Origin of the sequence: Methylomonas albis (assembly GCF_014850955.1) — a bacterium.
Classification (GTDB): Bacteria; Pseudomonadota; Gammaproteobacteria; order Methylococcales; family Methylomonadaceae; genus Methylomonas; species Methylomonas albis.
In genome coordinates this window covers 3,203,307-3,224,793 of sequence record NZ_JACXSS010000001.1, presented here as the reverse complement: position 1 = coordinate 3,224,793, position 21,487 = coordinate 3,203,307, and the positions used below count along the sequence as shown (strand labels likewise).

Genomic DNA, 21,487 nt, shown 5'->3' with positions numbered 1-21,487 from the left:
TTAGAAACTGTACTTGACCGAACCGGTGATCACCCGGCGCATGCCGTAAGTGGCGAAGCCGTCGGCCGGAGTGCCGTAATCGAAGGCCGACGTCACATGTTTCTTGTCCAGCGCGTTTTGCAGGTTGAAGGCCAGTTGTAGTTGCTTCCAGGTGTAATGCAGACTGGCGTCGAACAACACGTAACTCGGCACCTCGCTGGTGTTGCGGCCGTAATAGTTGTTGCCGTACGAGGTGCCGATGTATCGGGCGCCGCCGCCGATGCCCCAGCCCTTGGCCGGGCCGTTGGCCAAGGTGTAATCGGCCCATAGCGTGGCCTTGTGGTCCGGCACGTACTCCAGGTGCTCACCGACTTCGCTGGCAAACGAGCTCTTCGTGACGGTGGCATCCAAGTAACTGTAACTGGCCGTCACATTCAGGCCGTTATCCAGACTGGCCAAGCCCTCCAATTCGATACCGCGCGAATGGGCGCTGCCTTTCTGCACGTTCTGGAAACTGGTCGGGTCGGTGGTCAGGTAGTTGTCGCGGGTCAGGTCGAAATAGGCCAAGCTGACGAAACTTTGTTGGTACCTGGGTTGGTATTTGACGCCGAATTCGTATTGTTCGCCGGTTTCCGGCTGGAACGTTTGCCGGGTTAGGGCGTCTCGACCGAGCGCCGGCAGGAAGGAGGTAGCGTAACTGAAATACGGCGCCAAGCCATTGTCGGCCAGATAGACCAAGCCGGCGCGACCGGTCGCCTTTTCATCCTGCTGGCCGCTGGCCGATCCGCCCAAACGATCCGTGGTGGCGCTGTCGGCCAGATCGTAACGGCCGCCCAAGGTCAGCCGCCATTGCTCGGTCAGTTTAATTTGATCCTGCAAATACAAACCGATCTGGTTCTGCACCGAGACGTCGTTTTGGTAAGGCGACGCGGCCGGCACCGCCGCGCCGTAAACCGGCGCGTACAGATCAAGATTCGGCGCGCGACCGAACGGCAACACATAGGTCGCGTCGGTATGTTGAAAATCCAGGCCGGCCAGCAAGGTGTGGGCAATAGGTCCGGTCGCCAATTTCAATTCGGCTTGGTTGTCCAGGCTAAATCCCTGTACGCGGCCGGCTATTTCGTAGTAGTAGCGGCTGATGGTGCGTTGGTCGGCCAATAGTGCCGCCGTGTAAACGCTGCGCGCGTCCAGTGTATTGTTGTAATAGCGGGTGTTTTGCCGTATCGCCAATTTGTCGTTAAAGCGGTGTTCGAATAGGTAACCGACCGAAAACTGTTCGCGATCATACCGATCAACGGCCGGTTCGCCGGTGAAGCGGTTGCTGGGCAGTGGCCCGTTCGGATTGCCGAACAAGGTCCCTGCCGCCGGATAGCGTTGCGATGGCTGGGTTTGGTCTTGCTGGTAATGGCTTAAAAAGGTCAGCGTGGTCCGTTCATCCGGCTTCCAGGTCAGCGATGGCGCCAGATAAATCCGGTTATCGTCGATAAAGTCGACTTGAGTTCCGCTGTCGCGGCCCAAGGCCACCAGCCGGGCCGCCAAGCTACCGGGCCGGTCCAGCGAACCGTGCAGATCCAGCTCGCCTTGCAAGCGGTCGTAGTTGCCGGCCTCGAATTTGATGTCGCCGCCGAAGGCGCCGAAGATCGGCTTCTTGGAAACGAAGTTTACTAGGCCGCCGGCGCCGGCTTGGCCGTACAGCACCGAGGCCGGGCCGCGCGGTATCTCGATGCGCTCGGCGCCGAACGGCTCCAGGTTGTAACTGACGGCAAAGCCAGGATTGACCAGCTTTAAGCCGTCCTGAAACAGGCCGGTCTCGGTCACGTCGAAACCGCGTATTTTTAAATAAGTGGTGCGAGGTTCGAAACCGAACGATTCGCTTTGCACGCCCGGCGTGTAGCGCAGGGCTTCCGCGATAGTGCCGACGTTTTGCGCTTCCAGTTGGTCGTCGGTGACCACCGAAATCGACTGCGGCGTTTCCAGCAGCGGCGTGTCGGTCTTGCTGGCGGCGCTGGAGGCGGCCGCCACGAAGCCAACGTCGCGGCGTGTATTGTGGTCTTTGACTTCGACAACGGGTAGGGTGACGTCCTTGTCGGCCGACGAATCCTTGTCGGTATCCTTTGCCGCGGCCGGCGCTGGGCAGAGCAGCGCGGCGGCCAGCGGCAGCGCCGCTATCAGTGCTCGGGTATCCGCCGGCTTTTGCCGGCGGCGTGAATTGGGTTGGGGCATGGGTGCTCCGTCGGGTTAGCAATGTCTTTAAAGTCATGGCTACCTGGCGGAGGCTGGGTGGCGGGTTTGTTACCCGTCAGAAAACGGGTACGTTTTGTATTTCCGGTTTTGGGATGTCCGGCAGACAGGGGTTTACTTCGTTACCATTACAAGGCGGCATCCTTGCCTGGCCTATCTGCCGGACATCCCAAAGCCGGCGAATTTTTTTGTATCTATGACCCCGGTCTTACAAGTTGGCAAAGCGCCGGGGTTTTACGCGCTATTTTTTCTCAGGCTCAGACACGAAACCGATTTTACTGACGCCGGCTTTAGCGGCGTCGGCCAGGGTTTCGGCGACAAAGTGATACGGTACGTTCTGATCGGCGCGGATATGCAATTCCGGTTGCTGCGGCGCTTGGGCGATTTCCGCCAAGCGTTGATTTAAGGCCGCGCGGTCGATTTGTTCCTGATTCCAGAATAACTGGCCTTCGCCGTCCACCGACAGTGCGACCGGGTCGTCGCTGGGCTGCTGTGGCACGCTACTGGCCTTGGGCAGATCGATTTTCACCGCATGGGTCATCAGTGGGGCGGTGATCATAAAAATCACCAACAGCACCAACATCACGTCGATTAACGGGATCATGTTGATTTCGGCGACGGTGTGGCCGCCGCCCTTGTTTTGATCGAAGCCGCCGAATGCCATTAGTGTTCTCCTGTGGCGAAGGCCAGTTCGACGCCGGCAATAGCGGCGGCTGGCGCGTTGGCGATGGTGGCGCCGGTGGTCAGGAAGGCAAACAAATCGTGGGCAAAGCCGTCCAAGCGCGCCAACAACAAGCGATTGCTGCGCACGCAATCGTTATAAGCCAACACCGCCGGTATCGCCACCGCGAGACCTAAGCCGGTCATGATCAGCGCTTCGCCGACCGGGCCGGCGATTTGATCCAGGCCACCCAAGCCGCCTTGGCCGATGTTGACCAGGGCATGGTAAACACCCCAGACCGTACCGAACAAACCGATAAACGGTGCGGTGCTGGCGATGGACGCCAGTGCTGTTAAGCCCCATTCCAGCTGCGCGGTTTCCTCGTCGATGACGCGACGCATCGAGCGGGTGAGGAATTCCGCCGTCGAGCCGGCCTGTTGCAAACCGTGGCTGCCGTGGCGGGCATGATGTTGCGAGGCGGCCAGCGCGTGGCGGGTCAGATTGGAAAACGGGTCGGTTTGGGCGCCGTCGGGCAAGTGGCCGGCTACGTCGCTTAGTGTCTCGCTGGTCCAGAATTTCTGTAAAAACAGTTCGGCGCGGCGGCGGATGCGGATGGCGTGCCAGGCTTTGACGACGATGAAATACCAGCTGGCGACCGACATGATGATCAGCAAGCTGAACAGGAAGGCGCCGACACTGTCGGTTTGCGCCAGGAAATGGTCGAGACTTTGATTGAGTGCCATGATTTATCCTTCGAGAGAGAATGAAACGGGAACCACGACCCAGGCGGAAACCACCTGGTCGCCGCGGCGAGCGGGGACGAAACGCCATTTTTGGACGGTGTCCTGGGCGGCTTGGTCGAGGCGTTCGTGGCCGCTGGATTTACGCAGCGTGACTTGCTCAACCTGGCCTTCGGTATTGACCAACACGCGTAGCAATACCTTGCCTTGTTCGCCGAGTTGCCGCGATGCACTGGGATAGGCCGGGGCCGGGTTGTTCAAGTAGTCGGCGTTCAGGTTGGGCAAGGTCATCGGCGCCGATGCGGTTTCGCTGGTGCTGGCCGAACTGGGTGCCGGGGCAGGTGCGGATGTTGCGGCTGTTGGCGCGGGTTCTGGTCGAGGCGGTTCCGGCGTCGGTTCGGGTGCTGCCATTGCTGCCGGTGCGTGACTGGCGGTCGAGACGAGATTGGGTTTTTTTTCCGGTTTGGGCGGCGTCTTGGGTTTACTGACGGTTTTTTCCGGGGTTGGCTGGGCTTGTTGTACCGGTGGTTTGGCTGGTGCCTGTTGGGTTTGGGTGTCGCCTAGCCACTGCACCATGATAGGTTGCGGCGGAGTAATAGCTTGCAGTGTCTCGCTGTTCGGCATGAGGCCGAACCAGGCTAAATGCAGGCCAAGGGCGATGAGAAAGCCCAGGCCGCGCTCGTTGTATTCGGCTTTTTGTAGTGTGGCTATCGATTTATGTGGCCCGTCGCTGGCTACGAGGCGCATGGGGGCCAGGCAAGCAAGCTGGCGAAAACTGGCGGTCGGTAACATACAGGCCTCTCGATTAACGGATCTGAAAACGATTGGCTGGCTACCCTGAGGCTGGCTGGCTGGTGTTGTCGGGTGTTGCGGTTTATTTGGTCAAAATTAATTTGCCGTTACTGGTAATGCGCAGGCGATATTCGTCGCCTTGATGTTCGATGACAATTTCGTTTTGCGTGCCAAACAGCAACTGGCTGTTTAGACGCGGTCGGCCTTGCGGCAAGTCCGAGGCATCGACCTTAGACGAATGTGCCAATGGTTGGTTTGACGGCGTATTCATAGGCTGCAAAGGGTTGATAAAGAAATACCGAACTCGGTCAATGTGTTGCTACGGCAACTGGGTGAGCGGCTTTGCGCTCCAACAACAGCCCGGTCACGGTTTGCCAGTGTTCCAGTAGCTGCAGGTACATATCGCGGCTTGAGGCACTGTGTTCCAGTTCCGGATGGCTGAGTAGTCGACCCAATTGCTGAACAATCAGATGTGCCAGTTTTGGGTTATGGTGGCCGTTGATGAATTGGGTCATCAACAAACATGTTGCGGCATGAATTTGTGCCACATCCCGGCCGTTCGCTAAGCGGTTAGAGTTATCTTCGAACATGATGACCTCGAGTTGCTGGGGGTTAAGTAAATTGCCGCACACTGGATAAATTAAGAGGCTGTGCAGGTGCGGCAAGGACAGCACGAGAGAAGACTGTCGGATACAAATGATAATGATTATCATCTTTAAGTCAAGGAAAAATTTTCCGGGCAACATATAGCTGGGGCGTTTTTGCAGAAATCGGCGATTTATGGCGTGTTTGTTTTGCGCTTTGCATAGACAAAGCTCAAGTACTGACGGTGTTGAATCTCATAACGCGTCACGTTGACACGTTAGCAAGGCTTTTAGCAGAGGGAAGCGGAAGAAGAGTAGGGCAATCCGTTCGATTGCCCTGCATGATGAGGGATTAAAGCGTTTAGATCCAGTCGGAATCGTCGCTGTCGTCCGGCACGTTATAGTCGGCGTCGCTGAGCGAATAATCGTTTTGGCTATTATCATTGCTGGCTTGCTGTATAGCGTCGTCCCCGTAATAATTGTTGGTCACGGTTTGTTCAGGTGCGGCGCCATGCTCGCCAAAAGCTTGCTGGCCCCAAGCGCTAGAGCTACCATGATGTCCCATCAGACTTTCGATGCCCTGGAACAAAAACGAACCCGCCACCACGCCGGCCGCCGTGGTGGCGACATTACCCAAGAAGCTGGAGCCGCCTGCGCCGCCACCGCCAAAAAATCCGGGCGATTGTTGCTGCACTGGAGCGCCACGCGGCACTTGATAATTGCCGGCACCTGGCACGGTACCACTGTTATTGACCGGTTGCGCCCACGGATCGTTACCCAGAAATCCGCTACGTTGCGAGCCCGCAGCGTTTTGCAATTGATTCTGCAACTCGGCGATTTGCGCCTTAGCTGCCTGCAAAGCTTGGTCTTGCAACAATGCGCGTTGGACCAGCAGATAAGCCGCGTCGGGTTGTTTGGCAACCGCTTCACCGATCAGCGCTTCAGCATCGGCATCTTTGCTCGGAAGCCTTACTTCGTTCAGTTGACTCAGAAACTGGCTGAGTTGGTTGCGTTCCTGTGAATTCATTTAATAACTCCTATGCTGAGCATATAACCCGGCTAACTACCGGCATTGGCAAAGACTTCGAAATGGCTTTAAAGTTTCCTTCACAGTTGGGTGCCACTAAGGAAGTTTCAATAGAAGGATCGAAATAATTAACCGCGACTATTTTTCTTTAAAGCTGTGACGGGGAAGCATACAATCGCCGGCAGTAACGTTCGACCCGCTGGATAGGCTGTTCGCCGACACTAGTATCGATTGCAGTTATAGCTCGTAACGGTTAGTGCCTTTGTGGCTACTAGCCTTTTGATCAGGAGGTTTTTATGCGACACCTTTGGATGATCTTGTTGGCGGGTTTTGCCGCCACCGTGCAGGCAGAAGAAACGCCCAAGCCTGCTGCGCCGGTTGTGCAGGCCGGCAGTGGCGGCTTAGATAATTTACTGGGCTTGCCGCCTGTCCCCATTCCCGCCGATAACCCGCAATCGCTCGCCAAAATTACTCTCGGCGACAAACTTTTCCACGATAAACGATTTTCCATAGACGGCACCGTTAGCTGCGCCAACTGCCACGACGACAAAAAAGCCTTTACCGACAATCTGCCCGTTTCGGTCGGCCATCATGGCCTGACAGGTACTCGCAACGCGCCGACGGTAATTAACGCGGCATACTACAAATCGCAATTCTGGGATGGCCGCGAACCGAGCCTGGAAGCGCAATCCAAAGGTCCGTTCGTCAATCCGGTGGAAGGCGGTTTGCCCAATCATCAAGCCTTATTGGACATCATTCGTGCCGATGTGGAGTATCAAAAAACGTTTAAGGAAGTGTTTGATGTAGCCGATCAGAAACTGACTATCGATCATGTTGCTAAGGCCATCGCCAGTTTCGAGCGTACGCTGGTGGCCGGTAATTCGCCGTTTGACCGGTTTTATTTCAAAGGCGATAAAACGGCTTTGAATGAACAACAACAGCGCGGCTTCAAGCTGTTTCTGGAACAAGGTCGTTGCGTTTCCTGTCATGTTATCGAACAGAATCAGGCCTTGTTCACCGATAGCCGCTTCCACAATATCGGCGTAGGCATTAACGCAGTGCAGCAAGACATCACGCCCCTGGTGCAGGCGTTTCTCGATGCAAAAAATAAAGGCGGAGATGTCGATAAAATTGTGCTCACCGATAAAAAATCCTCCGAGCTAGGCAGGTTTGCCGTTAGCGATTCCTTGGCCGATATTGGCGGTTTCAAGACGCCGACGCTACGTAACATTGCCTTGACGGCGCCTTACATGCACGACGGCAGCCTGAAAACCTTGAAAGAGGTGGTGATTCATTACAACAACGGCGGCGTGACGCCAGCGAGTGCTAAATCCAACGATTTTTTAAGCGGCGGCATCCGGCCTTTGAATCTGACCGACGCGCAAATCGACGACCTGGTGGCTTTCCTGCAATCTTTGACCAGCGCCCAATATGCCCAACCCACCGCTGCAGCGGCTCAATAAGGAGAAAGGTCATGAATATCATCAACAGCAGCCGGCGCAACTTTATCAAAACCGGCGGCGCCTTGGCGCTTGGAACGACTTTGCCGATCAGTCTGGTGGAACTGGCGTTTGCCGACACCGCCGAAAACTTTACCTTTGCCTATATTTCCGACGCCCATATCCAGCATATCAGCGGCAACCGTTTCGTGCGCAATTGGGATCAGGGCTTGAAGCGCGCGGTCGCTGAAGCCAATCTGTTAACGCCCAAGCCGGATTTTGTGATGTTTGGCGGCGATCTGGCGCAACTGGGCAGCAAGCCGGAATTGGACCACGGTGCCGAAATCATGTCCGCGCTGAGCCACAAAGTACATTACGTGATGGGCGAACACGACTATTACCTGGACATGGGCGCGTACTGGGAAAAACTGTTCGGCCCGCAATATCACAGCTTCGATCATAAAGGCGTGCATTTCATCGTGTTGAACAGTATCCGCACCTACGACGACTGGACTTACAAGCGCTGGCCGACCGCTGAGCAGCGGATGTCGGAAATGGCCGGTCTGGATAACCCCAACGGCTCGCCGTTCATGGTCGGCGACGAGCAGCGCAAATGGTTGAAAGCCGATCTGGATAAAGTCGCCAAGACCACGCCCATTGTGGTGTTCTCGCATTCGCCGCTGCAAAAAATTTACAAGGGCTGGAATTTCTGGACCGAAGACGCCGAGCAGATTCAGGCTTTGTTAAAACCGTTCGCCAAAGTCTCGGTGATCTACGGTCACGTGCACCAGATTCAATACAACCAGATCGGCAACATCAGCTTTAATTCGGTAATGGCCACCGCCTGGCCCTGGCCGTATCCATCGACTTACGCCCAAACCGAACAATATCTACCCAAACTAACCGTGCCGATGAACCGTGCCGACCCGTTCCAGGAACGCGACGCCACCGGCTGGCAGTTCATTAATGTCGCCAACGGCCGGGTCGATCTGAATTTTACGCTGTACAACAACAGCGAACGCTCGGTGATTTTCAACCCAAAAGCCAAACATCCCGAAGATCGCGCCTATCAGGCCGAATCCAGCCGGATACCGCCGCAAAACCACTATTAATCAGAGGAGCATGACATGACGAATAAAAAGCTAACTCAATCGATGCTGGTGGTGGCGGTTTTAGGCTCGCTGGCATGGGCGACGGCACCAGCCGACGAATTCAGCACTGCGGATACCGAGCGCTGGCAACAGCAATTCATGGATAGCGTCAAACAAGGCCGAGAGTTATGGACTAGTCCAACGCTGGGCAGCAACGGCGTGGTCTGCGCGCAATGCCACCCCAACGCCGCCAACACCCATCCGGAAACCTACCCCAAGTTCCAGAAACAGATAGGCAAGGTCATCCCGTTGTGGGAAATGATCAATTGGTGTTTGCGCAATCCGCTGGAAGGCCAGCCTTTGGCCGCCGACGATCCGAAGATGATCGCGATTCAGGCTTATGTCACGTACGAACGGCGCGGGGTGAAGTTGGAGCCGGGTAAACACTAATCTAAACAGATTCTCTAAGTGACGCGGGGTCGAATAATCGCCTCTCCTGCCCGCTGTTTATCAATCAGCCTAAAAAGAGCAGTTGGTGTGTGTTCTGGGGCGTTAGTGCTTAGTAATGTCGAAGCATGGACGGCCCACAACGCCTACCTTCGGCTTCGTGCGGAATATAGGTGTTAAAACCAGCGATGCGGTGATTGTAGAAGGGGTAGAAACCGAAGCGCAGCGCTTGTTTCCGGAACAATACGGCTGCCGCCTGCCTGAGGTTTTTGTTCAATAAGCCGGTTGCACTTGATTAACGGTGCTTGGAGATCAGGCAAAAAATTCCCAGGGCAAATACTTATCTGTAGAATCGCGCTTTTTGCCAAGCGATCAGGGGAGCAAAAATCGGATGGGTAGAGCGTATCAAAACCGTAAAGTGTCCATGGCTAAAACGGCTGATGCCAAGGCCAAGGTTTACAGCAAATATGGCCGGGAAATCTATATGGCGGCCAAAGCCGGCGGGATAGATCCTTCGGGCAATTTGACCTTGCGGGGATTGATCGATAGAGCCAAAAAAGACCAGGTGCCTACCCATGTTATCGAAAAAGCCATCGATAAAGCCAAGGGCGGCGGCGGAGAAGATTTCGCGCCTGCCCGTTACGAAGGCTTCGGACCTGGCGGTTGCATGGTGATAGTCGATTGTCTGACAGACAATCCTAATCGCACTTTTGGCGATGTGCGCCTCTGTTTTACCAAAACCAAATGCAAGATCGGCACGCAGGGCGCGGTCAGTCATATGTTCGATCATTCGGCAATCCTGGCGTTTAAACATGGCGACGAAGATGCAGTGCTGGAAGCTTTGCTGAGCGCGGATGTGGATGTGTCGGACATTGAAAACGAAGACGGCAAGTTGACCGTGTTTACCCCCCACGCCGATTACGCCAAAGCCAAGCAAGCCTTGATGGATTTATTGGGAGAGATCGATTTCGAAGCGGATGAAATTCAATTTATACCCAGAAGCGTCACCACGCTTGGTGGCGACGATGTTGCCATGTTCGAAAAGTTTTTAGATATGTTGAACGATCTGGACGATGTGCAAAGCGTTTTTCACGATGCGGAGTATTGAGGGCAATAGCGTTCAGTAAATTGGCAAATGCCTTTTCTAATCGCCAGCACGGTATCAAGAAAAGGCATTTCCGACTTTGATTCGCCTCAGGCAATCCTCCCGGCTTTGCCGCTAATTCCTTCCATATAGTGTAAGTGAGTCCGTGTGAATAGACGTCGGTGACGTCGCCGAGCGCTACGCAAAGATGTTTCCGACTGTTAGTTTATGGTGAAAATGTTACAATTGTTTCTTCCGGTAAAACAAATCATGCTTATTTAGTGGCATTGTTAATAAAACGCATCTATTTTATAGTGTAAGCGTGTTTATTACGGAGTAGAAAAAATGAATGACTTACAAAAAGATATTTTGAATGGTTTGGCGTTTATCACCGGTGTGATAGGTTTTATGTCAGGCGAATTTATCATTTCATCGGCATTATTTGCCTCAACCACTGTTGCCAGCAATATCAACGTAAATCGGAAGAAACACTTAGATTAAACCGGCTTGGAAGAGCTGCTTTAGCGGCCCAGCCGGTTTTAGCAGGGAAACAACGCATCGATTAAGGCCGGGTGTTTTTCCGCGCTTTTTGAGCTTATTGGTGATTTGCCTGCTCATTGACGCTACCCGATAAATGGTTTGCGACGAATTTAAAAGTCTATCTGTTCCGGTGCCACCCGCAACACTTCCTCCATAGTGGTAATACCGGCGGCGACTTTCTCCGCGCCACTTAGCCTTAACGGGCGCATGCCCTCTCGGATAGCCTGACGTTGCAGCAAAAGTGTGTCACAGCCTGTCACGATCAGTTTTTGCAGAGCAGGGTTGTTTTCGAAGATTTCGTAGATGCCGATACGGCCGGCAAAGCCGGTGTTGCGGCATGACTTACAGCCGACGGCTTTGTAAATTTGCTTAGGGCTAGCGACTTTAAACGGCGCGACCAAAGCCTGCCATTGCGCTTCGTCTACCTCTGTCGCGGTTTTGCACTGCCGACATAACACCCGTATCAAGCGCTGAGCCATTACGCCGAGTATGGTTTGCTGGATCAGATAGCCCGGCACACCCAGATTCAGCAAGCGGGTCACCGCAGCCGGTGCGCTATTGGTATGCAGAGTGGAAATCACCAAATGTCCGGTCAACGAGGCTTGTACCGCCATTTCCGCCGTCTCCAGGTCACGGATCTCGCCGACCATGATAATGTCCGGGTCTTGTCTCAGTAGAGTGCGGATGCCGCTGGCAAAGTCCAAACCAATATTGGCCTGGGTCTGCATTTGATTGAAAGCCGGTACGATTTGTTCGATCGGGTCTTCCACGGTGCAAAGATTAATTTCCGATGTAGCCAGCCGTTTTAAGGTCGAATACAAGGTGGTGGTTTTACCGGAACCGGTCGGGCCGGTTACTAGAATGATGCCGTGGGTTTGGCTGGTCATCCGGTTCCAGGTCGCCAGCTCCTGTTTGTTGAACCCCAATTGCTCGTAATCGCGCAGTAACACTTCCGGGTCGAAAATCCGCATCACCAGTTTCTCGCCAAACGCAGTCGGCATGGTCGAAAGTCGCAGCTCGATTTCCTTGCCGTTGCTATTTTGGGTCTTGATCCGGCCGTCCTGCGGCAGGCGTTTTTCCGCAATATTCATTCGGCCCAGAATCTTCAAGCGGCTCAACACCGCATTCATGATCGGCATCGGCAGCTGATAAACATTGTGCAGAATGCCGTCTATCCGAAATCGCACATTGCCTTGCTGGCGGCGCGGCTCGATATGAATATCGCTGGCGCGCTGGTCGAAGGCGTACTGCAACAGCCAGTTGACCAGATTCACCACATGCTGATTGTTGGCGTCCAAATCGGCGCTTTTACTCAGCTCGACCAATTGTTCGAAATTTTGGCCTTCCGCGGCACGGCCATCGTTATGGGTTTGCGCACCTTTCAGCGACTTGGAAAAGTTATAAAACTCGTCCAGATAGCGCTTGATCTCGTCCGGGTTGGAAAACACGCAGCGAATTTTGCCTTGATGCATTTTCGCTAGATCTAGTTGCCAGGCGCGGATGAAGGGTTCGGCGGTAGCCACTACGATTTCATCGGCGTCTATCTTGATCGGTAGAATATTGTAATTGCCGGCGTAAGCCTTGCTGAACAACGCAGTGACGGTGGGTACGTCGATTTTTAGCGGGTCGAAATAGTAATAAGGCATGGTCAGCTTTTTTGCCAGCCATTGGGTCAAGTCTTCCTGAGTCAGTAAATTACCAAGCTGGCCTTGATCGGTGAGCTCGCACTCGGCCAACACTTTTAACGGATGCTTGTTTATATTGATCTTGGCGACCGCGTACTGTCGGCATTTTTCGACATCCTTGGCGGATAGCATGCCGTCCTCTTGCAACCATTTGACCACTTGGTTGATGTCCAGCTTTCTGTCTTCGGATTTGTGTTCTTCCCGCATGCGCCTGATTTGCTATGATGTACGGGGTTTAGTCTAGCCAAATATGCAGGACGCTGCGGATATTTAAGTCCGGGGTGGTGGAATTGCCATGCAAAGCATGGAACACTGTGAAGATGGCTTAGCGATATTTAGGTAAAGGCTATAATGGCGAATCGATTCTTTAATTCAGGGAGAGCTTAAGTCTTAACCCTAAATTTAGAGCTTCCAGCAACAATATACTTTCAGGATTTTTACGTGATGTTTACCCAATTGCATCCAGGCAAAAGCCGCGCACTTTCGGTCGAAGTGTTTTTATTGACAAGCGCATTGCTGATGCCAGGATGCGCTAGCACCGAGAAACACGATGAGCTCTCAGTATATGATGATCCGTATGAAGGGTTTAACCGGTCTATGTACGGGTTTAATATGTCCCTGGATAAATATTTTTTTAAGCCGGTTTCCGATGGTTATAAATTTATTACGCCTGATTTCATGGAAACCGGCGTCAATAACTTTTTCAGTAATTTGAAAGGCGTTAATGTGGTGCTGAACGACGTCCTGCAGGGCAAATTCCAACAAAGCGCCTCGGATACCGGGCGCTTCTTAACCAACACCACGATTGGTTTAGGTGGTTTGATCGACGTTGCGAGCGAAGTCGGGTTAAAAAACAACGTTGAAGATTTTGGGCAAACCTTGGCGGTGTGGGGCGTGGGTCAGGGCGCGTATTTGGTATTGCCGGTTATGGGGCCAACCACGATTCGCGATGGCGGCGGCGGCATCCTGGACAAAGCCGCCAACCCAGGTACTTATGTGCCGGGCACGGGAATTATCGAGGGGATCAATGATCGCGCAAACGCCGAGGGTGCATTAAACTTTATCAACGAGGCGGCTTTAGATCCCTATGTGTTTACCCGCGAATCCTTCCTGCAATATAGGCGCAATTTGATCAACGATGGGAAAAATGATGTCACCAGCTACGACTTGGATGTTGATAGCGCCGTTGAGGGTTCGGCTGAACCGAATTCAAAAAAGCCCGAAGTGGCCAAGCCTGCGCCAGACAGCAGCAGCAAGATAGAAGAGGGTGCTACACCGTCTACTCAGCCTGCCGGAGTCGACAGCGCCACTGCTTTCGACAATATGTTGAAGTCGTTTGAGCAAGCCTCGAATAAACTGGATCAATTAAGCAAACGAAAACGTAAAAAAATAATGAAGTAACGGCTTGGCTGAGGCTGCTCGTTTTGCGCCATCGCGAACAGGCGTGACTGCCGGCGATAAATCACGATCAAGCTGTGAATTCTGCAAGTCCAAAAAAAACGGAGCCCTTAGCTGACTAAGGAGCCCCGTTGTTGGGTTTAATCGATAGCTATCGATTGTAGATGTACATGGTTACTTCAAAACCAAAGCGCAAGTCGTTATAGCAAGGTTTTTCCCATTTCATATCGTATACCTCTATTAAATTGATTTAGGTTTTGTTTCTCTGTCAGCTTGTTGCAGACTTTGATGATTAACATAGCCTGAAAGCATGGCTGGCAAAGGGTGGACGACCGCAGCCGGACCGTCCACTCGATGATGCCTATCTGGATGGATTGGGTTCCCACCACCTGACAAAGCTCGGCTCTGTACCTGTATCCAGCAATTGCAAATAGGCTTTAAGATTGGCAATGTCGTTGGGACACAGATTGTTTTTAAAGGACGGCATTCCCTCGCCTTTGCCATTCAGAACTGCCTCGCCGGTTTCGTCCGCCTCGCCAACCAAACTAGGCCCCATGGCTCCGCCATGACCGCCGCCACCATGGCAGCTGTAGCAATTCATCCGCATGTAAGCCCTGCGTCCTTCGCCGGCCGCGTCCTGAGTAGGCGTAATGCAGGTAGGGGGTGTCGTTATCGTGGTCGACGCTGTCGATCCGCCTGTGCTTGAACCCTTTGAATCGGTCGAATTGGACGACGATGTCCGCGGTCTGTCCGCATGGGCGGCGCTCATGCCGCCCGCGAACAGGATTAGCCCGAAGGCGATTGAGACTATATTCAGTAGAACTCGCATGATTGATTTACCTCTTGAGTGAAGTTTGAGAGGTCGCCGGATCCCTATCCAAAAGGGATACAGTGGCGCCCAAAAATGGTTTGATAAGCGGTACGTTATAAGCAGTCAAAATGTCTTGAATCTCGCGCTGTTTACGCGTCAGACTTTGCTCCAGTTGCGCTGCGAAAGCCTCTTCGCCTTTTCTAACGCCCAGGGAAATATCAAAGTCAAAAGGCATCGACGGCATGTCGGCATCGGCCGGCGCTGGCGTTACCACCAGGGCTTTACCGAATGGCTTGGCGAAATAGCCGCCGATCGGCCCCCAGACGATGGCGACATCGATTTCCTGCTTGGCGACGGCACTCACAATTTCACCTTGCGGGTTATCGATCGATTCTTCACCCCACATGGAATAGCCGACAATATTTTCGACTATGCCGCGCCGAGCCAACGCGTTGGCCGGCGGGGAGTTGGAACCGTCGATGCCGATTGCGTGCAGGCCAATTTTCAGCTTGTGCAAACGCGGATCGTCAAAAGATTTAAACGCCAGATGGCGACCGCGCGCCGTGACAAAAGCGTAGCCGGAACGGTAATAGGGCCGGGTGGAAAGCACCCGTTCATAACCGTGTGGTACACCCATCATCACATCGCAGTATTTTGCCCCCAGGGTTTCACGGATATAACCCTGCCGTTGTTTCTGCCAGTAAAAGTTCAGCTTCATCCCCAAGTCGTCAGCCAATAGCTTGGCGATCTTGTTTTCAAAGCCTTCTTGTTTCTGATTGGAGAACGGCAAATTGTCCGGATCCGCACACACGCGCAACTCACTATCCGCGGCCACCGCCGTAGCAAACGACAATATGGCGGCTAAGAAAGCAATTCGCAGTGCGTCTGGCGATTTAAACGATGACTGGAGCATATAACTCCGCTTCGTACCTATGTGCGACATGGCAATTAAGGCAGCTTGTATACGTGAACCCAGCCGCCGTTACCGGTTTGGTGTTCACCATCGGAGCTGGTGTTAGCCGCACACTTATCATCACTAAATACCGCGACGCGCTGTTTGCCGTCAGGGCCGGCAAAACTGATGGGGTTACCGACAGTGTTGCATTCCAATTTGGCGGTAAACAAAGGTTTTCCACCCTTGTCGGCATCAACTGCTTTCAGTGCCGGCTCTTTGGTCGAGTAAAACACTACCCCGCCAGCCGTCGTCAATGTACCGGCATAGATCCAGCTGGTTTCTTTAACCTCCCATTTCTTCTCGCCTTTCACGGCATCCCAGGCGATAAGGTCGCTTGAATAACTGGTATCCGAGGCTGCGCCTATGCTGTAATCCGTACCCATGTAAGGTGCGCCGGAGATAAATTCAGCCTTTAATGCTTCCAGATTGCCGCATAGATTGAAGGTCGGCGCATAGAATAGACCGGTCTTCGGCGAGAATGACGCCGGTTCCCAGCCTTTTCCTCCAAGTACAGACGGACAGACTTTTTCGGTTAAAGCCCCCTGATGGACGCGCATGTTGTCGTTGACAATGGGTAGGCCAGTCGTCAAATCCACACCCTTCGCCCAATTCACTTCTTTGACGAATTGCGGTGCCAGCAAAACCTCGCCGGTTGCTCGGTCGAAGGTGTAGGCAAAACCGTTTTTATTGAAATGAACCAGCAATTTCTCGTGGGTAACACCGTTGATAGTCAGCGTTTGATTGACGGCGATATTCTCGCTGGCGGCATCGTAGTCCCAGCTGTCGTGCGGAACAAGCTGATAGGCCCACACGGCTTCTCCCGTGTCGGGTTTTCTGGCGAAAATAGAAGAACCCCATTTGTTGTCACACTTGCGCGGATTTGTTTTATATGTTGCAGCATCGCAACGCATATCCGCATTCCAGACTCCAGGTTGGCTGGTGCCGTAAAACAGCAAATCGAGTTCCGGGTCGTAACTCAGGTATCCCCAGGCAGCGCTGCCGCCCAGCAGGTAAGCCCTTTGGTTGGGCCAACTGGTGGCACCTTGGTCTACTTGATCTTTGTAATAAATGGAATTGTCGCGAAAGTTTTGGCCGATCAATACATCTTTGTCAGGGCCGGTGTTATAGGCGCGCCACAGCGATTTGCCGGTATTCAGATCCAAGGCCTGAATCCAGCCGCGCACCCCCATCTCGCCGCTGGAAGACGCGGTGATGACTTTACCTTTGGCAATGATCGGGGCTACCGTCATCGTGACACCGGTATGCGGGTCCGCCATGTGATTACGCCAGACTTCCTTGCCGGTCAATGTGTCGACCGCCACGGTGGTATTGTCGAGCAGGTTGAAGACGATTTTGCCTTCCGCGTAAACGGCCCCTCGGTTGATGCCGCCGCAGCAATTAGCACCCTTGGCGTATTCACTCACTTTAGGGGCATAAGTCCATTTGGTTACGCCCTTATTAAGATCATAGGCGATCAGTTTGTTGGGGAAGGGCGTGACAACATAAAGGGTGCTGCCGACAACTAGCGGTTCGCCCATGTGGCTGCCGTGGGCACCGGTTTTAAACGAAAACTCTTCTTTTAGTTGGCCGACATTGTCAGGATTAATGTCGGCGAGTTCGCTGTAACGGGTACCTTCCGGCGTACCGCCAGCGGTTGGCCAGTCGGCCCCTGCACCGGTCGCCGCAGCGGCGCCGATGGACAAGGCGCTACCGCCGAGCAACATCGCAAATACCACGCCCTTATGGATGGGGGTCGATCGCGCTTTTAAGCCTCCGTGCGGCTCTTTATTATAATGAAGCATGTTTATGACAGTCATTTAATGGTCTCCTTGTTAAGGTGAAATATCGCTTGGCAAATTGCACTAGTACATGGAATGGACTGACCAACTACGCACTGACGTACAAAATCCAACTGTTGCGCGATAAGGAAGTGAAGCGCTTTCAGACTACCCTTTAAAAGTTATGGTATTGTTAGTGTTTGATTAGGAAGGTATTAAGATTTTTAGCTGTTTCTTTGCCTGAATCGGCCATAGCCGGTAGATGAAACAGGCAAATTTCCAGCCGAAAGTAGGCTTAGAGAATATTGAGTTTACAAACAACATCTATTGCTCGACCGATGAAATTTACTTTGTTTCCAGCATCCTTAACGGTTAAGTCCGCAAGCAAACAAGATGGGATGGCAAGCACTCTGCCGGAGCCTAATGGGACCCTCCATCCGTTCGGGGATTGGATGTAATCGATCACTTTATTACTGGTGGACTTAGATGGCCTTGCGACTTCGGTTATTCAATTTTTGTCGCTCTTGAAGGGCTGATTTAAGTTGTTAAACCGACTGTAGACTTCATTATTACGAGCGCATTGGTTCAAAATACGCACGGGCAGACTTACTCCTCGTATGATTTGCTGTGTTCCAATTGTGATCTTTGTTCACGATACTCAGTCGCTTCTTTCAGCAACCCAACGGCTTGCAGCACAGTCGCCTTCATTCCAACGCCACCATGATGCAGATGCGCAACAATTTGTCTGCGGATGCTTGGTGCCATGAAGCTCTGAACGTGAGCCAGGATTTCTTAGATCGCCTCGTCCTCAGGATAAGCCTCGTAAAACCGTCCTATATCATTGAGGTTGTTAAGCACGAGTTCGAATGGTTTGGATGGAGCTGGTGCTGAGATTAATGTCTCGTACATTCCGTCTTTCATAAGCGTCGCCCCTGCCAAAAAAATGCGCAAATCAATATATTTCAAAAAATATATCGAAGTTTGAATTATACGCAGGATCAACATAGCCATACCAGTTAAAAGTCCCAAAATTACTACCGAATTTCATTGACAGACTGTTCGCTAAGCCGAGCCAATTGGGGCCACACGGCATTTTATACACATTAAAGCTTAATGTACGGCGATCAAGCGTTAGCTCGACACTATTTTTCGATATATACTAACAAATATAACAGTATCTAAAATTCCACTTAGTCGTGATTCAGATCGGTTCAGAGCAAGCCAATCCCAACAACGTCTTTTGTGTTGGAAACCCGGATGCGCGTTTTCAAAATATTGCATCCCGTATGCTCACATCCGGACAACCGTTAGGAGATAAATCGATGGCGCATCAATGCGGAAATTGTGGCTGTGACAAAGATTTTGGAACACCCGAAAAATTCTCGGACACCTTGATCGAACTGGAAATCGACCGGATCAAGGTCACCGTGCCTCAAGGGACATCCGTGATGCGTGCCGCCGCCATGGCGGGGATTGAAATACCCAAATTGTGTGCGATGGAAAGCTTGGAACCATTCGGCTCCTGCCGTCTTTGTCTGGTAGAAATAGATGGTCGGCGCGGTCATCCGGCCTCTTGTACCACACCCGCCGAAGCCGGTATGAAAGTTCACACTGAAACGTCGCAACTCGCCAAAATTCGCCGGGGTGTAATGGAACTGTATATTTCCGATCACCCGCTCGACTGCCTGATTTGTCCAGCCAATGGCAATTGTGAACTGCAAACCATGGCGGGTCGGGTGGGGCTGCGCGAAGTGCGTTACGGCTACGAAGGTCATAACCATCTATCGTTACAAAAGGACGAGTCCAATCCGTATTTCACCTACGACCCTTCCAAATGTATTGTTTGCAACCGCTGCGTGCGTGCCTGCGAACAAGTTCAGGGCACGTTCGCGCTAACCATCGACGGTCGCGGCTTTGAGTCGAGGGTTTCCGCAGGCCAAAATGAAGCGTTCCTTGATTCCGATTGCGTGTCTTGCGGCGCCTGCGTGCTGTCTTGCCCAACCGCCACTCTGATGGAAAAAACCTTAATCGAGCGCGGCCAGTCTGACGATCACATCGTGACGACTTGCGCCTATTGCGGGGTTGGCTGTTCACTGGTGGCCGAAGTCAAAGGCACGCAAGTGGTCAACATGTTTCCGAATAAGAACGGCGACGCTAACCACGGCCATGCCTGTGTTAAAGGCCGATTTGCCTGGGGCTATGCGACACATCCCGATCGCCTGACCAAACCGATGATCCGCGAAAAAATCACCGATCCCTGGCAGGAAGCGACTTGGGAGCAAGCTATCGAGTTTGCCGCCACTAAATTCAAAGCTATTCAAGCCAAATACGGCCAAAACTCAATTGGTGGACTGGTGTCTTCGCGTTGTACCAATGAAGAAGACTACTTGGTACAAAAACTGGTGCGCGCCGCATTTGGCAATAACAACGTCGATACCTGTGCGCGGGTTTGCCATTCGCCGACGGGTTACGGATTGAGCGCGACATTTGGTACCTCGGCCGGTACGCAAACCTTCGATTCGGTGCAGGATGCCGATGTGATTATGCTGATTGGCGTCAATCCAACCGACGGTCATCCGGTGGTGGGCTCGCAAATAAAGCGCCGTTTACGTGAAGGGGCCGGACTGATTGTGGTCGATCCGCGTGAAATCAATATGGTCAATTCAGCGCACATCCATGCCGATTACCATCTGAAATTGCGCCCTGGCACCAATGTCGCCATGGCAAATGCTTTGGCGCATGTCATCGTCAGCGAAGGCTTGTACGACGAAAACTTTATCAACGAGCGTTGCGACCCCAAAGAATTTCAAACTTGGAAAAACTTCATTCTCGAGCCGCGCAATTCGCCGGAAGAGATGCAGGAAATTACCGGTGTGCCGGCTGATCAAGTGCGCGGCGCCGCGCGACTATTTGCCGCCGCCCCGAATGGCACGATTTATTACGGTTTGGGCGTGACTGAACACAGCCAGGGTTCCACGATGGTGATCGCCATTGCCAACCTGGCGATGGCCACCGGCAACATTGGTCGCACCGGCGTCGGCGTTAATCCGTTACGCGGTCAAAACAATGTGCAAGGCTCATGCGATTTGGGTGCGTTCCCGCATGAGTTGCCCGGTTATCGCCATGTATCCAACGCTGACGCGCGCGCTGTGTTTGACGCGGCTTGGGGCGTGACCCTGCAAAACGAACCGGGATTGCGGATACCGAACATGTTCGAAGCGGCCTTCGAAGGCACTTTTAAAGGATTGTATTGCCAAGGCGAAGACATCGCCCAATCCGACCCCAACACCCAACATGTGGAAGCCGCACTACGCCAGGTGGAGTGCATCGTAGTGCAAGACTTGTTTTTGAACGAGACGGCCAAATTCGCACACGTGCTGTTGCCAGGCGCTTCCTTTTTGGAAAAAGACGGCACCTTTACCAATGCCGAACGTCGTATCTCTCGTGTGCGTAAAGTGGCTCCGCCATTAGGTGGCTATGGCGACTGGGAAGCGACGATGATGCTGGCCAATGCCATGGGCTACCCCATGCATTACGACCATCCCTCGCAAATCATGGACGAAATCGCCGAATTGACGCCCACTTTTAAAGGGGTCAGTTACGCCAAATTAGACGAGATGGGCAGTATTCAATGGCCTTGTAATGACGACGCCCCAGAAGGTACGCCAACCATGCACATCGATGGCTTCGTGCGCGGCAAAGGCCATTTCATGAACACCGAGTATGTGGCGACCGACGAAAAAGTCACGCGCCGCTTCCCGCTGATTTTGACGACCGGTCGCATTCTGTCGCAGTACAACGTCGGCGCGCAAACCCGGCGTACCAAAAATAGCATCTGGCATCCGGAAGACATCTTGGAACTCCATCCGCACGATGCCGAAGAGCGCGGCATTGTTGATGGCGACTGGGTCGGCATTCAGAGCCGGGCCGGTGAAACGGTGCTACATGCCAAAGTATCGACCAGGATGCAGCCCGGCGTGGTCTACACCACGTTTCATCATCCATTCTCCGGCGCCAACGTCATCACCACCGACAACTCCGATTGGGCCACCAACTGTCCTGAATACAAAGTCACGGCGGTACAAGTGGTTAAAGTCGCGCAACCCTCGGAATGGCAGCAACGTTTTCAGCAATTTAGAGGCGATCAGGAAACTTTCTTGAAGAAACCTAAAAAAGCGACAGTCGATAGTTAATTGAATGCAGAGCAACCCTAACGCCTGACTGCCTGAAATTTT

At 53.0% G+C, this 21,487-nt stretch carries 21 protein-coding genes; 8 read left to right on the top strand and 13 right to left on the bottom strand.

The window, feature by feature from the left end; translation table 11 throughout:
- The 7 genes from EBA_RS14825 to EBA_RS14790 form a co-directional block, all read right to left on the bottom strand.
- Positions 1-2,202, bottom strand: a complete 2,202-nt coding sequence (locus tag EBA_RS14825) for a TonB-dependent siderophore receptor (protein ID WP_192375427.1) — start codon at positions 2,200-2,202, stop codon at positions 1-3.
- Between the two features lie 259 nt (positions 2,203-2,461).
- Positions 2,462-2,884, bottom strand: coding sequence for an ExbD/TolR family protein (locus tag EBA_RS14820; RefSeq protein WP_192375426.1), 423 nt, complete (start codon positions 2,882-2,884; stop codon positions 2,462-2,464).
- Positions 2,884-3,624, bottom strand: a complete 741-nt coding sequence (locus EBA_RS14815) for a MotA/TolQ/ExbB proton channel family protein (protein ID WP_192375425.1) — start codon at positions 3,622-3,624, stop codon at positions 2,884-2,886. Before EBA_RS14815 ends, EBA_RS14820 begins: the two co-directional genes overlap by 1 nt.
- A 3-nt stretch (positions 3,625-3,627) precedes the next feature.
- Positions 3,628-4,413: an energy transducer TonB gene (locus EBA_RS24605; protein ID WP_192375424.1), complete on the bottom strand. Its 786-nt coding sequence runs from the start codon at positions 4,411-4,413 to the stop codon at positions 3,628-3,630.
- A gap of 82 nt (positions 4,414-4,495) precedes the next feature.
- On the bottom strand, positions 4,496-4,684 hold the full coding sequence (gene hemP / locus EBA_RS14800) for a hemin uptake protein HemP (protein WP_192375423.1): 189 nt from the start codon (positions 4,682-4,684) through the stop codon (positions 4,496-4,498).
- A 37-nt stretch (positions 4,685-4,721) separates the two neighbouring features.
- A complete protein-coding gene (locus EBA_RS14795; RefSeq protein WP_192375422.1) occupies positions 4,722-5,003 on the bottom strand; it encodes a hypothetical protein in 282 nt (93 codons plus the stop codon).
- 355 nt (positions 5,004-5,358) lie between these two features.
- Positions 5,359-6,024, bottom strand: a complete 666-nt coding sequence (locus EBA_RS14790; RefSeq protein WP_192375421.1) for a DUF2076 domain-containing protein — start codon at positions 6,022-6,024, stop codon at positions 5,359-5,361.
- A 296-nt stretch (positions 6,025-6,320) separates the two neighbouring features.
- Here EBA_RS14790 and EBA_RS14785 point away from each other — a divergent pair, with 296 nt between their 5' ends.
- The 6 genes from EBA_RS14785 (at position 6,321) to EBA_RS14760 (ending at position 10,586) form a co-directional block, all read left to right on the top strand.
- Positions 6,321-7,487 (top strand): cytochrome-c peroxidase, encoded by a 1,167-nt coding sequence (locus tag EBA_RS14785; RefSeq protein WP_192375420.1) that lies wholly within the window; start codon positions 6,321-6,323, stop codon positions 7,485-7,487.
- 11 nt (positions 7,488-7,498) lie between these two features.
- Positions 7,499-8,575: a metallophosphoesterase gene (locus EBA_RS14780; RefSeq protein WP_192375419.1), complete on the top strand. Its 1,077-nt coding sequence runs from the start codon at positions 7,499-7,501 to the stop codon at positions 8,573-8,575.
- 15 nt (positions 8,576-8,590) lie between these two features.
- Positions 8,591-9,004, top strand: coding sequence for a cytochrome C (locus EBA_RS14775; RefSeq protein ID WP_225616322.1), 414 nt, complete (start codon positions 8,591-8,593; stop codon positions 9,002-9,004).
- A 115-nt stretch (positions 9,005-9,119) separates the two neighbouring features.
- Positions 9,120-9,281, top strand: a complete 162-nt coding sequence (locus tag EBA_RS14770; RefSeq protein ID WP_192375418.1) for a hypothetical protein — start codon at positions 9,120-9,122, stop codon at positions 9,279-9,281.
- A gap of 111 nt (positions 9,282-9,392) precedes the next feature.
- Positions 9,393-10,109, top strand: coding sequence for a YebC/PmpR family DNA-binding transcriptional regulator (locus EBA_RS14765; protein ID WP_192375417.1), 717 nt, complete (start codon positions 9,393-9,395; stop codon positions 10,107-10,109).
- 321 nt (positions 10,110-10,430) lie between these two features.
- Positions 10,431-10,586, top strand: coding sequence for a hypothetical protein (locus EBA_RS14760; protein WP_192375416.1), 156 nt, complete (start codon positions 10,431-10,433; stop codon positions 10,584-10,586).
- Positions 10,587-10,735: 149 nt separating this feature from the next.
- Here EBA_RS14760 and EBA_RS14755 read toward each other — a convergent pair whose 3' ends face one another.
- Positions 10,736-12,517 carry a GspE/PulE family protein gene (locus EBA_RS14755; RefSeq protein ID WP_192375415.1) on the bottom strand — a complete coding sequence of 594 codons (1,782 nt, stop codon included), beginning with the start codon at positions 12,515-12,517 and terminating at the stop codon, positions 10,736-10,738.
- A 237-nt stretch (positions 12,518-12,754) separates the two neighbouring features.
- Here EBA_RS14755 and EBA_RS14750 point away from each other — a divergent pair, with 237 nt between their 5' ends.
- Positions 12,755-13,711, top strand: a complete 957-nt coding sequence (locus tag EBA_RS14750; RefSeq protein WP_192375414.1) for an MlaA family lipoprotein — start codon at positions 12,755-12,757, stop codon at positions 13,709-13,711.
- A 148-nt stretch (positions 13,712-13,859) separates the two neighbouring features.
- On the opposite strand, the gene pqqA is transcribed toward EBA_RS14750, so the two are convergent.
- The 5 genes from pqqA to EBA_RS14725 form a co-directional block, all read right to left on the bottom strand.
- Entirely contained in the window at positions 13,860-13,934 is a 75-nt protein-coding gene (pqqA, locus tag EBA_RS14745; protein ID WP_192377299.1) for a pyrroloquinoline quinone precursor peptide PqqA, read from the bottom strand.
- Between the two features lie 135 nt (positions 13,935-14,069).
- Positions 14,070-14,537 carry a c-type cytochrome gene (locus tag EBA_RS14740; protein ID WP_192375413.1) on the bottom strand — a complete coding sequence of 156 codons (468 nt, stop codon included), beginning with the start codon at positions 14,535-14,537 and terminating at the stop codon, positions 14,070-14,072.
- A gap of 7 nt (positions 14,538-14,544) precedes the next feature.
- The gene (locus tag EBA_RS14735) at positions 14,545-15,432 is read right to left on the bottom strand and encodes a substrate-binding domain-containing protein (protein WP_192375412.1); all 888 of its coding nucleotides are present in this window, start codon (positions 15,430-15,432) and stop codon (positions 14,545-14,547) included.
- A 35-nt stretch (positions 15,433-15,467) separates the two neighbouring features.
- Positions 15,468-17,276, bottom strand: a complete 1,809-nt coding sequence (locus EBA_RS14730) for a PQQ-dependent dehydrogenase, methanol/ethanol family (RefSeq protein ID WP_192375411.1) — start codon at positions 17,274-17,276, stop codon at positions 15,468-15,470.
- Between the two features lie 582 nt (positions 17,277-17,858).
- Complete coding sequence (locus tag EBA_RS14725) at positions 17,859-18,017, bottom strand: hypothetical protein (RefSeq protein WP_192375410.1); 159 nt, start codon at positions 18,015-18,017, stop codon at positions 17,859-17,861.
- Between the two features lie 557 nt (positions 18,018-18,574).
- Here EBA_RS14725 and fdhF point away from each other — a divergent pair.
- Positions 18,575-21,445 (top strand): formate dehydrogenase subunit alpha, encoded by a 2,871-nt coding sequence (fdhF, locus tag EBA_RS14720; RefSeq protein WP_192375409.1) that lies wholly within the window; start codon positions 18,575-18,577, stop codon positions 21,443-21,445.
- The last annotated feature ends 42 nt before the right edge of the window (positions 21,446-21,487 follow it).